General features: G+C 76.7%; 12 protein-coding genes. 6 read left to right on the top strand and 6 right to left on the bottom strand.

Going from position 1 to position 13,384, the window contains the following annotated elements; translation table 11 throughout:
* Positions 1-20: 20 nt before the first annotated feature.
* From ACU610_RS04065 to ACU610_RS04040, 6 genes are all read right to left on the bottom strand, one after another.
* Positions 21-1,190, bottom strand: coding sequence for an alkaline phosphatase family protein (locus tag ACU610_RS04065; RefSeq protein ID WP_446766435.1), 1,170 nt, complete (start codon positions 1,188-1,190; stop codon positions 21-23).
* On the bottom strand, positions 1,190-1,942 hold the full coding sequence (locus ACU610_RS04060) for a class I SAM-dependent methyltransferase (RefSeq protein WP_446766434.1): 753 nt from the start codon (positions 1,940-1,942) through the stop codon (positions 1,190-1,192). Before ACU610_RS04060 ends, ACU610_RS04065 begins: the two co-directional genes overlap by 1 nt.
* A 224-nt stretch (positions 1,943-2,166) precedes the next feature.
* Positions 2,167-2,646 (bottom strand): VOC family protein, encoded by a 480-nt coding sequence (locus ACU610_RS04055; protein WP_446766433.1) that lies wholly within the window; start codon positions 2,644-2,646, stop codon positions 2,167-2,169.
* Positions 2,647-3,106: 460 nt separating this feature from the next.
* Positions 3,107-6,913 (bottom strand): DNA polymerase III subunit alpha, encoded by a 3,807-nt coding sequence (locus ACU610_RS04050; RefSeq protein ID WP_446766432.1) that lies wholly within the window; start codon positions 6,911-6,913, stop codon positions 3,107-3,109.
* Positions 6,910-7,395: an SAV_6107 family HEPN domain-containing protein gene (locus ACU610_RS04045; RefSeq protein ID WP_446766431.1), complete on the bottom strand. Its 486-nt coding sequence runs from the start codon at positions 7,393-7,395 to the stop codon at positions 6,910-6,912. Before ACU610_RS04045 ends, ACU610_RS04050 begins: the two co-directional genes overlap by 4 nt.
* On the bottom strand, positions 7,395-7,709 hold the full coding sequence (locus ACU610_RS04040) for a DUF6504 family protein (protein ID WP_446766430.1): 315 nt from the start codon (positions 7,707-7,709) through the stop codon (positions 7,395-7,397). The genes ACU610_RS04045 and ACU610_RS04040 overlap by 1 nt, the downstream gene beginning before the upstream one ends.
* 234 nt (positions 7,710-7,943) lie before the next feature.
* Here ACU610_RS04040 and ACU610_RS04035 point away from each other — a divergent pair, with 234 nt between their 5' ends.
* From ACU610_RS04035 to ACU610_RS04010, 6 genes are read left to right on the top strand one after another with little or no spacing between them, the layout of a single operon-like run.
* On the top strand, positions 7,944-8,456 hold the full coding sequence (locus ACU610_RS04035; protein ID WP_446766429.1) for a YbaK/EbsC family protein: 513 nt from the start codon (positions 7,944-7,946) through the stop codon (positions 8,454-8,456).
* Positions 8,453-9,040 (top strand): GNAT family N-acetyltransferase, encoded by a 588-nt coding sequence (locus ACU610_RS04030; RefSeq protein ID WP_446766428.1) that lies wholly within the window; start codon positions 8,453-8,455, stop codon positions 9,038-9,040. The genes ACU610_RS04035 and ACU610_RS04030 overlap by 4 nt, the downstream gene beginning before the upstream one ends.
* Entirely contained in the window at positions 9,037-10,743 is a 1,707-nt protein-coding gene (locus tag ACU610_RS04025; protein ID WP_446766427.1) for a phytoene desaturase family protein, read from the top strand. The genes ACU610_RS04030 and ACU610_RS04025 overlap by 4 nt, the downstream gene beginning before the upstream one ends.
* Entirely contained in the window at positions 10,740-11,552 is an 813-nt protein-coding gene (locus tag ACU610_RS04020; RefSeq protein WP_446766426.1) for a carotenoid biosynthesis protein, read from the top strand. The genes ACU610_RS04025 and ACU610_RS04020 overlap by 4 nt, the downstream gene beginning before the upstream one ends.
* Positions 11,549-12,688 (top strand): glycosyltransferase, encoded by a 1,140-nt coding sequence (locus ACU610_RS04015; protein ID WP_446766425.1) that lies wholly within the window; start codon positions 11,549-11,551, stop codon positions 12,686-12,688. Before ACU610_RS04020 ends, ACU610_RS04015 begins: the two co-directional genes overlap by 4 nt.
* On the top strand, positions 12,685-13,335 hold the full coding sequence (locus ACU610_RS04010) for a flavin reductase family protein (protein WP_446766424.1): 651 nt from the start codon (positions 12,685-12,687) through the stop codon (positions 13,333-13,335). The genes ACU610_RS04015 and ACU610_RS04010 overlap by 4 nt, the downstream gene beginning before the upstream one ends.
* The last annotated feature ends 49 nt before the right edge of the window (positions 13,336-13,384 follow it).

Below are 13,384 nucleotides of genomic sequence, written 5' to 3'. Positions count from 1 at the left end.
CCCACCGGTGTGGCGCCGGGTCACGCCAGGGCGCGGCCCCGCGTGGCGAGCAGCGGGATGGCCAGCTCGGTGGCGGTGAGTGAGCCGTGGTAGCCGACCAACCGGCTCGGGCCGGGCTCCCGCTCCGTGGCGGTCAGGGCCCAGGTGCCGCGGGCGAGCGCGACGACGTCGCCGATCCGCCCGGCCAGGTCGTCGTCCACCGGGCCGAAGACACCGCTGGCGATGGCCTCGTCGCGGCCGGCGACCCAGGCGCGGTCCCCCAGGACCTCTCGCCACCGCGCCAGCAGGTCGGCCTCGGCGCCTGCGACGGCGTGCAGGTAGCGGGCCCGCGGCTCGCCGGCGAGCAGCCGGACGTCCTCGGTGAGCTCGGGGTGGGCGTCGAGGTCGAGGCGGGTGCCGGGCGGGACGTCGAGCATCCCGTGGTCGGCCGTGACCAGCAGCGCGGCGTCGTCCGGGAGGCCGTCGACGACCTGCTCGACGAGCCGGTCGACGAGGGCCAGCTGGGCGCGCCAGCTGGGCGAGTCGACGCCGCGGACGTGACCGGTGAGGTCGAGCTCGGCGGTGTAGCCGTAGACGAGGGTGCGCGGCGCGGCGGCCAGCGACTCCAGCAGGACGGCGGCCAGGTCGCCGGCGCCCACGGTGCCGGTGTAGCGGGCGCCGCGGTAGGCGACGTTCGACAGCCCCGACCCGCGGAACGCGTAGGGCGCCACGGCGGCGACCTCGACCCCCGCGTCGGCGGCCTGCTCGAAGACGCTGCGCCGCGACATCCAGACGGCGGGATCGGGGTCGTCGGTCCACTGGACGTGGTTGAGGATGCGGTCCTCCCCTGGCACGGCGGTGACGAAGCCGAGCACCCCGTGGCTGCCCGGCGGCAACCCGGTGCCCAGGGTGGTGAGGCTGACCGGGGTGGTGCTCGGACACGGCGCGGAGAGGTCTCCGACGGGAGTGGCCAGCCCGGCCAGGGTGGGGGCGATGTCGGGGTGCGCGCGGACCAAGTCGGCGCCGAGCCCGTCCACCAGCAGGACGGCCACCCGGCGGGCCCCGGCCAGCGCGGCGGTGAGGCCGAGCGGGTCCGGCGGCAGGTCGCCGCGCTCCACGGGGACGCCGAGCGCGGTGGCCGCGCCGGGGAGGACGTCGGCGAGGGTGGCCGTGCCGTAATCGGGCCGGGCGAGGTCGGCGGGCAGAGCCATCAGGGGCGGGTCGCGAGCAGGTGCAGCCCGGCGGCGACGTCGCGGTAGGGCGAGCTGCCGGCCAGCGCCAGTTCCAGCCGGCGGACCGCCTCGGGGTCGGCCCCGGAGGCGACGTCGAGCAGGTCGGCGACGACCGAGACGCCGCGCCAGCCACCCGGTCGGAGCCCGGCGTCCTCGACCAGGACGAGCAGGTCGTCCGGGGTGAAACGGCGGCGGGCCGGGCGGCGGGCGCGCCGCGGGGCGGGGTCGCGGTCCTCGAGCAGGGCCAGCGCCTCGACCGGGTGCCCGGCGACCGCCCGGGCCAGCACCGCGCCGGCCCGGTTGGCCGAGGCGACGCTCGCGGTGCCGCCGGGGCGCAGGGCGCGGGCGAGCTCGCGCAGCGTGGCGGCGGGGTCGTCGACCACCTCGAGCACCGAGTGGCACAGCGCCAGGTCGTAGCCGCCGTCGGTCCCGGCGGGCACCACCTCGTGCAGCCGGTCGCCGTCACCCTGGACGCCGTGCACCCGCGGCCCGACGCCGGCGGTCTCGGCCCGCCGGTTCAACGTGGCGAGGGCGTCGGCGCTGGGGTCGACCACGGTGACGTCGTGGCCCATCTGGGCCAGCCGGACGGCGGAGTTGCCGCTGCCGCCGCCGACGTCGAGGACCCGCAGCGGGCGGCCCGCCGCGACGAGCGGGTCGAGGGCGGCCCAGACGGCGGCCGCGCGGGCGGGCAGCTGGTCCGCAGCGGACGAGGTGGGGGCAGACGGCGGCACCCGTCGGAGCCTAGCGGCGGTCGGTCCCGGTCACCGGCCCGCTCGCAGGGGTGCGTCCGGCAGCGGTGGCGCGCGCCGGGCCGGCCGCGCCGGGCGGCGGTGTGCGCTCGCGGCGCGTCCCGGGCGGGGATCACGCCGTCCGCGCGCATCGCCCACCGCGTGCGGGCGGCCCCTGCAGGGCCCCGCCGCGAGCCTGCGAGCGGTGAGGGGCAGGGGGTCCTTCCTCAGGCGGTGACCCCGTCGGCCGCCCGCTTGATCTCCTCGACGTCGATGCGGCGCATCTGCAGCATCGCCTCGGTGGCCCGCCGGGCGCGCCCGGGGTCGGGGTCGTTGAGCAGGGTGGTGAGCTCGGTCGGCACGACCTGCCAGGAGACGCCGAAGCGGTCCTTGAGCCAGCCGCACATGCTCTCCTCGCCGCCGTCGGTCAGGCGGTTCCAGTAGTGGTCGGCCTCCTCCTGGTCGGCGCACATGATCTGGAAGGAGATGGCCTCGGTGAACGGGAACTGCGGGCCGCCGTTGAGGCCGACGTACTCCTGGCCGTCGAGGGTGAAGGAGACGGTCATGGCGGTGCCCTCGGGCATCGGCATGTCGCGGCCGTAGCGGGTGACCTCGCCGATCGAGGAGTTCGGGAAGATCGAGGTGTAGTGGGCGGCGGCCTCCTCGGCCGCGCCGTCGAACCACAGGCACGGGATCTGCTTGGGCATCAGGGGTCCTCTCGGCGGGTGTGCGGGACGGTCGGCTCCCGCGTCGAGGAGTAGACCGCCCGCCCACCCGCAGGTCATCGGTCGCCGGCGCGCGAGTTCGGCTGCGTGGGCCCGGACCGTGGCGCCGACTGCTGCACGCCGGCTGCACACGGCTGGGCGGTGACGGGCCACCGGGGTACAGCGGTGCCGGCCCCGCCGGCCCCGTCCGGAGGCTCGCCGCGGCCCGTCCCGTCGCCCCTGCAGGGTCCCGCCGCGGCCGCGTCCCGAGACTCGCGCCGAGCCTGCGAGGCGTGGGGAGGACGGGGTCCTTCCGCTGAGCTCGCGAAGGGGGGACGGGGTCCTTCCACGGTGAGCTCGCGAAGGGGGGACGGGGTCCTTCCACGGTGAGGGGGACTGGGTCCTCCCACGAGTGGTGGGGGGCGGGCGTCCTCTGACGAGGCGTGGGGCAGAGGGTCCTCCGTCAGTGGCCGGAGCTGCCCGGGCTGGAGTGCCACAGCTTGCGCGGCGGCGACGTCCCCCGGTGGGTGGCGTCGCGGCGTGCCACGGTCATGGCGTCCTCCCCCGCCGGCTTGATGTCGGCGTAGGGCGACATCCGGAAACCCGTGGGGTGCACCAGCACCGGCTTGACCACCACCGGGCGCGAGCCGCGGGAGGCCGCCGCGCCGGCGATCGACTGCTCGGTGTACTCCCCCGGGGCGGCCATCTGCTCGGCCACCGCCTCCGGCCCGCCGGTCGCCCAGGCCTCGTGCAGCGCCGGCAGCTCCCACGCGCCGGTGGCCCGCAGTGAGACCCCGCGCGGGCCGGTGCGCCGCAGCACCCCGCGGATGACCAGCAGCCACGAGTGGAAGACCGTCGAGGCGTAGGGACCCTGGGCGTCCTCGAAGAAGGTGGAGTCGGTGCAGCCGGTGCCGTCGTCGAGGGTCACGAAGACCACCCGGCGGCCGGAGCGGATCGGCGGCGTCTGGGTGGCCACCTTGACCCCGGCGACCAGCACCTCGGCGCCGCTGCGGCTGGTGAGCAGCTCACTGGCCGGCACCGCGCCGATGGCGGCCAGGAACGGACGGTAGAAGTCGACGACGTGCCGGCTGGCGTCCAGGCCGAGCACCTCCAGCTCGGCGCGCACCAGTTCGGCGTCGGTGAACTCCGGCAGCCCGCTGCCCTCGGCCCAGCCGAGCCCCGGCTCCTCCGCCTCCTCGCCGGGCGGCTCCGCGCCCTCCATGTCGAGGCCCATGAGGTCGAGGCTGAGCTGCCCGGTCGTGGCGGCCTTCGCGCCGCTGCGGCTCCACCGGTCCAGCTCGCCGATCTGCAGCAGCAGGTCGCGGCGGGTGACCTGCCGGCGGCTGCGGGTGGGCCGGCCGGCCTCGCGGTCACGGACCCCGAAGCCGTAGAGGGAGTCGAACCCGCCGGCCAGCACCAGCCGCTCCACCACCGGCCGGGACACCGACGCCCGGTGCCAGAAGTCGGTGAGCGAGCGGTAGGGCTGCCCGGCGACGACCCGCTCCACCTCGTCGGCGGAGATGCCCTTCACGTCGGCCAGGGACAGCCGGATGCCGTAGCGGGACGGGTCGGGCATCGCCGCGGGCATCCACTCCGGCCGGGTCCAGCCCTCACCCTCGACCTCAGGTCCAGCCTCAGGGTCGGTGTCGGACCCGAGCCGTTCGACCCGGTAGGTGCCGGCGGAGGCGTTGACGTCCAGGCCCAGCACCCGGACGCCGAAGTTGCGGGCGTCGTCGAGGATCAGCCGCTTCGGGTACATGCCCGGGTCGTGGGTGAGCACCCCGGCGAGGAAGGCCGCCGGGTGGTGGGTCTTCAGCCACGCCGACTGGTAGGTGGGCAGCGCGAACGCCGCGGCGTGGGCCTTGCAGAAGCCGAAGGAGCCGAAGGCGACCAGCACCTCCCACACCTCCTCGACCACCTCCGCCGGATAGCGCTGCAGCGCCTGGGGCATGAACCAGGCCCGCACCTCGGCGTGCAGCTCCCGGTCCCCCAGCGCCCGGCGGACCTCGTCGGCCTCGGCCAGGTCGCAGCCGGTCATCTGCGCCACGATCTGCAGCACCTGCTCGTGGAAGACCACGACGCCGGCGGTCTGCTCGAGGAGCGGCGCGAGGTCGGGGTGCGGGTGGACCGGGTCCTGCCAGCCGTTCCGGGCCAGCAGGAACGGCGTGACCATGTCGCTCTTCACCGGGCCGGGCCGGAACAGCGAGATGTCGATGACGATGTCCTCGAACGTCTCCGGCCCGAACTTGCCGACCAGCTCCCGCTGCCCCGGGGACTCGATTTGGAACATGCCGAGGGTCCGGGTGCTGCGGATCAGCTCGAACGTCGTCGGGTCGTCGCGCGGGATCGCGTCGATGTCGACGGTCTCGCCGTCGACCCGGGCCACCTCGTCGAGGGCGTGCGCGATCGCCGACTGCATCCGGATGCCGAGCAGGTCGAGCTTGAGCAGCCCGAGCTCCTCGACGTCGTCCTTGTCGAACTGGCTCATCGGGTAGCCCAGGTAGCTGTTCTCCACCGGGGTGCGATCGAGCAGCGTGGCGTCGGAGAGCAGCACGCCGCACGGGTGCAGCGCGATGTGCCGGGGCAGCCCGTCGAGCCGGGCGACCAGGTCGAAGAGCAGGTCGAGGTCGCCGGTGCCGCCGCCGCGCCGCGCGCCCAGCCGACTGGCCCGCAGCTCCGGGAGGTCCTTGAGCGCGGCGTGCACCTGGTTGGCCCGGATATGCGGGAAGGCCTTGGCGACCGCGTCCACCTCGGCCGGCGGCAGCCCGAGCGCGGCGCCGACGTCACGGATGGCGTGCCGCACCCGGTAGGTGTCCATCATCGAGATGCAGCTGACCCGGTGGGCGCCGAAGCGGCCGAGGACCGCGTCGTACACCTCCATCCGGCGCGCGGACTCCACGTCGATGTCGACGTCGGGCAGCTGGTGGCGCAGCGGGGAGAGGAAGCGCTCCATCAGCAGGCCGTACCGGATCGGGTCGACGTCGGAGATGCCCAGCAGGTAGGTGACCAGGCTGCCGGCACCCGATCCGCGCGCTGCCGCCCGGACCCTCAGGCTCCTGATGAGGTCGACCACGTCGGCGACGGTGAGGAAGTAGGACGGGTAGCCGAGCGTGTCGATGACCGCCAGCTCGTCGTCCAGCCGCCGGGCCACCTCCGCCGTCCGGGCCATCCCCCGCCGGCCCAGCCCGGCCTCGCAGCGGGCACGCAGCACCGCCGAGGGGCCCATCCCCTGCTCGGCCGGGGTGGTGACCACGTCGAGCTCGGGGTAGCGCACGGTGCCGACGCCGAGGTCGGCCCGGACGTCGACCGTGCACTGCTCGGCCAGCCGGGCGGTGCGCTCCAGCAGCCGGAGCGCCGCATCGCGGTCGGGGCCGACGAGGTCCTCGGCGACCTCGGCCATCTCCTTGCCCGACTTGAGGTAACCCTCGGCGGTGCGCCGGTCGACGTGCCGGGTGTCGAGCGGGACCAGCCGGCGCGCGGCGTCCAGGACGTCGGCGGTGGGCGCGTCGAGCGCCTCGACGTAGCGGACCGCGTTGGTCAGCACCGCCGGGACTCCCTCCGCGGCGGCGAAGCGCAGCAGCGCCTGCGCCCGGGAGCGGTCGCCCCGGCCGCGGTGGTGCACGACCTCGAGCACCAGCGAGCCGGGGCCGAACACCGCGCGCCAGGCGGCCAGCCGGGCGGAGGCCACGTCGGCCCGTCCGGCGGCCAGCGCCCGGCCCACCGGGGAGTCCGGGCCCAGCAGGGCCACCAGCCCGGTCGCGTGCTCGGCGGCGAGCGCCAGCGAGCTCACCGGCTCTCCGCGGGTGCCACGCAGGTGGGTGGCGCTGGTCAGCCGGCACAACGACCGCCAGCCTGCACCGTCCCGCGCGAGGAAGGTGACGCGGGGCAGCCGCGGGTCGACGCTCGACCCACCGCGCGCCGGCGAGCGGCGGCCGGTGCGGCCGGGTGCGTCGTCCGGCGCGCCCGGCCGGCGGCCCCGTGCACGCTGCGCCGAGTGCGCACCACCGACCACGGGGGCCAGGGCCGGTGGGACGGTCGAGTCCACCGAGGACGTCACTGCCAGGTCCACCCCGAACAGTGGCCGCACGTCGGCTGCCCGGCAGGCCAGCGCGAACTTCACCGCGCCGTAGAGCCCGTCGCGGTCGGTGAGCGCCAGGGCCCGCATGCCGTGCTCGGCCGCCCGCTCGACCAGGTCGGCCGGGTGGTTGGCCCCGTACTGCATGGAGTAGCCCGAGGCGACGTGGAGGTGGACGAAGGGGTCGGGTCTCACCTCCCGTGCCGGTGCTCGGACCCGCCGACCACCCGGGGACGCGCGCGCCGGGGCGACTCCGGCGGCGGCGTGCTGCCCAGGGCGTTCTCCACGACGGCGAGGAAGGCGCGCACGTCGCGGACCAGGTCGTCGGCCTCGCGGTCGGTGACGGCGTGGGACAACCCGGCCTCGGCGGCGGCCCGCTTGGCCGCGCCGGCGGCGAAGAAGGTGGCCCACTCCCCCAGCTCGGGCGCCACCTGGCCGAGCAGCACCCAGGCGCTGCGCGGGCGGCGCCGCCCGGACTCCGGCCGGGTGCGGGCGGCCAGCACCGCGGCCGCGGCGCGCAGCGCGCTCAGGTGGGCGGTGGCGTAGCGCTGCCGGGCGTCGGCGCTCGCGGCCGCCTCGGCCAGTGCGCGGGAGGCCTGGTCGAGCAGCTGGCGTGCGGCCGAGGGCAGCGGTGGGGGCAGCGGCAGCTGGTCGGCCATGACGCGGACGGCTCCCATCAGTCGTGCACCCGCACGAGCGACCAGCGGTTGTCCGCCGACTCCCAGCTGAGGTCGAAGACGCCGGCGAAGCTCATCCGCGACCGCCAGGCCCGGACCGCCTCGACCCGCCACACCTCGCGGCTGGCGACCAGCTCGGCGGAGGCGCCACCGGCTCCCGCGGCACCGCGCTGCCACCACGGGGCGGTCTCCACCCACGAGTCGAGCAGCTCGCCCACGACGTAGCGCGACTGCCCGCGCCAGAACTGCGCCGGCCCGAGCGGCCCGCGCTCGACCCGCACCTCCTCGCCGACCCCGCTCAGCACCCGGCTCATGACAGACTCCCCACCCGCTCCGCCGCCCCACCGGCCCCGGCCCGCCGCACCGGGTGGGGAAGGACCCAGGTGCGGCGGGAGGCCGACGCAATTCGAACGCGTGTTCGAACTGCGTCGAGTAGACCCGACGGCACCGACGACGTCAAGCGGAACGCGCGGCCGGGTGCGCCGGGCCCGGCCGGACGGGGGACCGGGCCCGGAGCGGACCGCCCTGGCCGATGGCAGGATCGACGCATGAGCCGACCCGAGCACCCCCGGGTGGCCGCCATCTCCGCCCTCCTGGCCGAGGCCGGCGCGACCGGGCAGGTGCTCGAGCTGAGCGGCAGCGCCCGCACCGCCGCCGAGGCGGCCGGAGAGCTCGGCGTCCCGCTCGGGGCCATCGCCAACAGCCTGCTGTTCGACGCCGACGGCGCGCCGCTGCTGGTCCTCACCAGTGGCGCCCACCGGGTCGACGTCACCAAGGTGGCCGCGCTGCTCGGCGTCCGCGACGTGCGCCCGGCGTCGGCCGACTTCGTGCGCCGGCACACCGGCCAGCCCATCGGCGGCGTCGCCCCGATCGGCCACCCGGAGCCGATCGGCACGCTCGTCGACGTCGAGCTCGCCCGCTACGACCAGGTGTGGGCGGCGGCCGGGCACCCGCACGCGGTCTTCCCCACCAGCTACGAGGAGCTGCTGCGGCTGACCGGCGGTACCCCCGCCGAGGTCGGGAACGGCCCGACCGAGCTGCCGGAGGCGACCGCGTCATGACCGGCACCACCCCCGCGGCGCGGGTCACCGAGCTGCCCACCGACTGGTTGCGCGACCACATGCACGAGGCGCTGGCCATCTACGGCGAGGCGATGGGCTACAGCCCCTCGGTGGTCGCCGGTCGGTACGGCTACGCGATCCAGCACACCGAGCGCCCCGGGTTCCGCGCGGTCGGCGCCTTCGTGGAGACCCCCGACGGGGAGGTCCTCGTCGGGTTCGGCTACGGCTACCTGGTCGCGCCCGGCCAGTGGTGGCACGACCAGGTGCGCGCCGCGCTCGACCGGCGGACGGCGAAGCGCTGGCTGCCCGGCGCCTTCGAGGTCTGCGAGCTGCACGTGCACCCCGACCACCAGAGCCGCGGGCTGGGCCGCCAGCTGCTGCACGCCCTGGTGGCCGGCCTGCCCTACCCGGCGGCGCTGCTGTCGACCCCGGACAACGACACCAAGGCCTTCCGGCTGTACCACGCCGACGGCTTCGTCGACCTGGCCCGCAACCACCGCTTCCCCGGCGACTCGCGCCCCTTCGCCATCCTCGGCGCCCGCCTGCCGCTGCCGCCCCCGGCGCCGCGGCCCGACCGCACGTGAGCGAGCTCGCGAGCCCACGCAGGGGTGCAGCAGGGCTGCCGCGGCCGACGAGCGCCAGCGAGGAGGCCGCGGACGGCGACGCCGCCGTCGACGCCGTCGTCGTCGGCGGCGGGCACAACGGGCTGGTCGCCGCCTGCTACCTGGCCCGCGCCGGGCTGCGGGTGGAGGTCCTCGAGCGCGACGAGGTGCTCGGCGGCGCGGTCTCGACCGTGGAGCGCTGGCCGGGCGTGCGGGTCGACCGCGGCTCCAGCGCGCACGTGATCGTCCGGCAGAGCGGCATCGTCGAGGAGCTCGACCTCGCGGCGCACGGCCTGCGTTACGTCGACTGCGACCCGTGGGGCTTCGCGCCCGCCCCCTCCCCGGGCGGCCCCGGCCCCGACGGCCGGCCACTGGTGTTCTCCGTCGACCTCGACGCCACCTGCGCCTCGATCGCCGACGCCTGCGGGCCCGAGGACGCGGGTGCCTACCGCCGCTTCGTCGAGGTGTGGGCCCCGCGCAGCCGCGCCGTCGTCGGCTCCTTCGCCCGGCGGCCGACGGTGGGCGGGCTGGCCCGCTCCTTCTGGCCGCTGGGCGCCCCCGCCGACGGTCGGCCGCGGACCCCCGGCGGCGACCTCGCCGTCGACTTCCTCGGCTCCGGCGACGCGCTGCTCGACCGCTGGTTCACCAGCGAGCGGCTCAAGGCGGCCCTGGCCTGGTTCGGCGCGCAGTCCGGCCCGCCGATGTCCGAGCCCGGCACCGCGGCGATGGTGGCCTGGGCGACGCTGCTGCACGACGTCCCCCCTGGCCACCCGGTGGGCGGCTCGGGCGGGCTGACCCAGGCGCTGCGCCGCCGGCTGGAGGCCGACGGCGGGCGCGTCGCCCTGGGGGACGCCGCGACCCGGCTGCTGGTCGACGACGGCCGGGTGACCGGCGTCGAGACGGCGTCGGGACGGCGGGTCGCGGCCCCGGTCGTCGTCGCGGCCTGCCACGTGCTGGCCACCCGCGACCTGGCCGGGGAGCACGCCCCGCCGGCGCTGGCCGACGCCGCCCCGCCGGTGGGCAACGGCTTCGGGCTGGTGGTGCGGGCACTGACCGACGCCCCGCCGTCCTACCCGGGGGTCGACCCCGCGGCCGCGCTGGGCGGGCTGCAGCTGCTGTGCACCGACCGCGCGCAACTGGCCGCTGCCCACGGCGACTGGCTGGCCGGCCGGCTGCCGCGGGAGCCGGTGCCGCTGACGATGTGCTTCTCGGCCACCGACGACTCCCTCGCCCCGCCGGGGCAGCACGTGGTCACCGTGTGGGGCCAGTGGTACCCCTACGCGCTGGCCGACGGCGGGGACTGGGACGCGCTCGCCGAGGCCGAGGCGGGCCGGCTGATCGCCGCCGTGGACCGCTTCGCCCCCGGCTTCGCCGCCTCGGTGCGGCGGACGTACGTGCAGACCCCGCTGCTGCTGGAACGGGAACTGTCGCTGCTGCGTGGCAACGTCATGCACGTGGAGATGGGGCTGGCCAGCATGTTCGCCTTCCGTCCGACGCCGGCGCTGTCGGGCTACCGGGTGCCCGGGCTGACCGGCCTCTACCTCGCCGGTGCCTCCACCCACCCCGGCGGCGGGGTGTCGGGCAACTCCGGGCGGACGGCGGCCCGCGTCGTCCTCGGCGACCGGAGCGTGCCCGCCCGCGCACGGGAGGCCCTCCGGCGCGGACTGGCCCGGGTGCGCCGGTGAGCGGTCTGCTCGCCGTGCGGCCGGGCAACCGGCCGGCCGCACTCCCGTGGGCGCCGGCGGTGCTGCTGGTGCTCACCGCGATCGCCTATCCGCTGACCGACGACGGCGGCGCGGTCCGCGACGCGGTCAGCTGGACGATCGTGCTGCTCGGCTCGACGGTGTCCGTGGTGCACGCGACGGTCAGCCGGGGCGCCCGCACCGGGGCCGGTGTCCTGCTGGTCACCGCGGCCACCGCCGTGGCGTTCGAGGCGGTCGGCCTGGCCACCGGGTTCCCGTACGGCGAGTACGCCTACAGCGACGACCTCGGGCCCACGCTGCTCGGTGTCCCGTTCCTCGTGCCGCTGGCCTGGCTGATGATGGCCTGGCCGAGCTGGCTGCTGGCCCGGCGGCTCACCCGCGACGTGCGGGCGGGCCGCCGGCGCCCGGCCCGCGTGGCGGTGGCCGCGGCGGTGTTCGCCGGGTGGGACGTCGTCCTCGACCCGCAGATGGTGCAGGCGGGCTACTGGACCTGGGCGCACCCGCAGCCGGGGCTGCCGGGCATCGACACCGTGCCGCTGACCAACCTGGCCGGCTGGCTGCTGGCCGGTCTCGTGCTCATGGCGCTGCTCGACCTGGTCGTCGCCCGCACCGCGATCGAGCCGCTGCGCACCGGCGACGGCGCGCCGCTGCTGGTGCTGGGCTGGATGACCCTCGGTGGTGCCCTCGCGCACGCCGGCTGGCTCGGGCTGCCGGGGTCGGCGGTGTGGGGTGTGGTGCTCGCCGTCCCCGTGCTGGCCGCCCTGACGGCGCAGGCCCGCCGGACGTCGTGACCGGCCGGCTGCTGCGGGTCCTCTCCGGCGCGGCGGTCGCCGGGGCGCTGCACGCGGCGGTCAACGTGGTGCTGCTGCGCCGTCCCCCGGCGGGGCCGCCGCCGGTGCGCCGGCCGGTCACCGTCGTCCTGCCGGTGCGCGACGAGGAGGAGCAGGTCGGCGACTGCCTGGCCGGGGTGCTCGCCCAGCGGGGCGTGCCGGACCTGCGGGTGGTCGTGGTGGACGACGGCTCGACCGACGGCACCGTCGACGTCGTCCGCGCGGTCCCCGACCCGCGGGTGCGCCTGGTGGCCGCGGCCGACCCGCCGCCGGGCTGGCTGGGCAAGCCGCACGCCTGCGCCACCGGGGCCGCGGCGACCGATGACTCGGACGACGGCGTGCTGGTCTTCCTCGACGCCGACGTCCGGCTCTTCCCCGACGCGGTGACCGGCGCGGTCGCCGTCCTCGACGCGCACGACCTGGACCTGGTCTCCCCCTGGCCGCGGCCGGTGACCGCGACCGTGGCCGAGCGCCTCGTGCAGCCGCTGGGCCCGTGGCTGTGGATCACCACGCTGCCGGTGCGGCTGGCCGAGCGCTCGCGACGGCCGTCGCTGACCGCGGCGAACGGGCAGTTCCTCGTCGTCCGGCGGCCGGCGTACACGCGGGCCGGCGGGCACGGCGCGGTGCGCGGCGAGGTGATCGAGGACGTCGCCCTGGCCCGGGCGGTGAAGCGGGCCGGCGGCCGGGCGGTGCCGGTCGAGGGGTCACGGCTGGCCGCCTGCCGGATGTACGACGGCTGGCCGGCGCTGCGGGCCGGCTACGCCAAGTCGCTGTGGGCCTCGGTCGGCGGGTCGCCGGGAGCCGGCGTCGCCGTGGCGGCCGGGCTGACCGCCGTGTGGGTGCTGCCCGCGCTGGCCGCGTTGCGCGGGTCGCGGGCCGGGCTGGTGGGCTACGCGGCGGGCGTGGCCGGGCGGGCGGTGTCGGCCGCGGCGACCGGCAGTCGGGTCTGGCCGGACTCACTGGCGCACCCGCTGTCCATGCTGCTGTTCGACGTCCTGCTGGCCGGGTCGGTGGCCGGGCGGCGGCGGGGCACGCTGTCGTGGCGCGGTCGCCCGGTCGGCGGGGTCCCGGCGGCCCGGGAGACGATGGCCGGGTGACCAGCCCGAACGCACGCGTGCACTTCGACCCGGCGGCCATGGACGGCGGCGCCTTCTACCGGGTGCTCAACTCGATCGTGGTGCCCCGCCCGATCGCCTGGGTGGCCAGCCGCTCGGCCGAGGGGGTGGTGAACCTGGCGCCGCACTCCTTCTACACGGTGGCGTGCGTGTCCCCGCCGGTCGTGCAGTTCACCTCCGTGGGCCGCAAGGACACGCTGGACAACGTCGAGGCGACCGGAGAGTTCACCGTCAGCATGACCCCGGAGTGGCTGTTCGAGCAGGTCAACGCCACGGGCACCGACTTCCCGCACGGTGTCAGCGAGGCCGAGCAGGTCGGCGTCGCGCTGGAGCCGAGCGAGCGGGTCGGCGTCCCCCGGGTCGCGGAGTCGCCGGTCGCGGTGGAGTGCCGGCTGCACTCGACGGTGCGGCTGGGCGACAGCACGGTGGTGTTCGGCCGGGTCGAGCTGATCACCGTGTGGGAGAGCGCGGTCGAGGACGGGCGGCCGCGCATCGAGCGCCTCCGGCCGCTGGCCCGCCTGGGCGGCAACGAGTGGACGGCGCTCGGCGAGGTGCGCGAGATCAAGCGGATCTCCTACCGCCGCTGGGCCGAGGACCCGACCATCGGCGAGAACCTGCGCGGCCAGTAGCACCCGAGGACGGCACCTGGCCGCGGTGTCGGCCGGTAGGCCGGCCGGG

It is taken from the genome of Geodermatophilus sp. URMC 61 (assembly GCF_052931555.1).
This window is presented reverse-complemented; position numbering and strand designations above follow the sequence as displayed.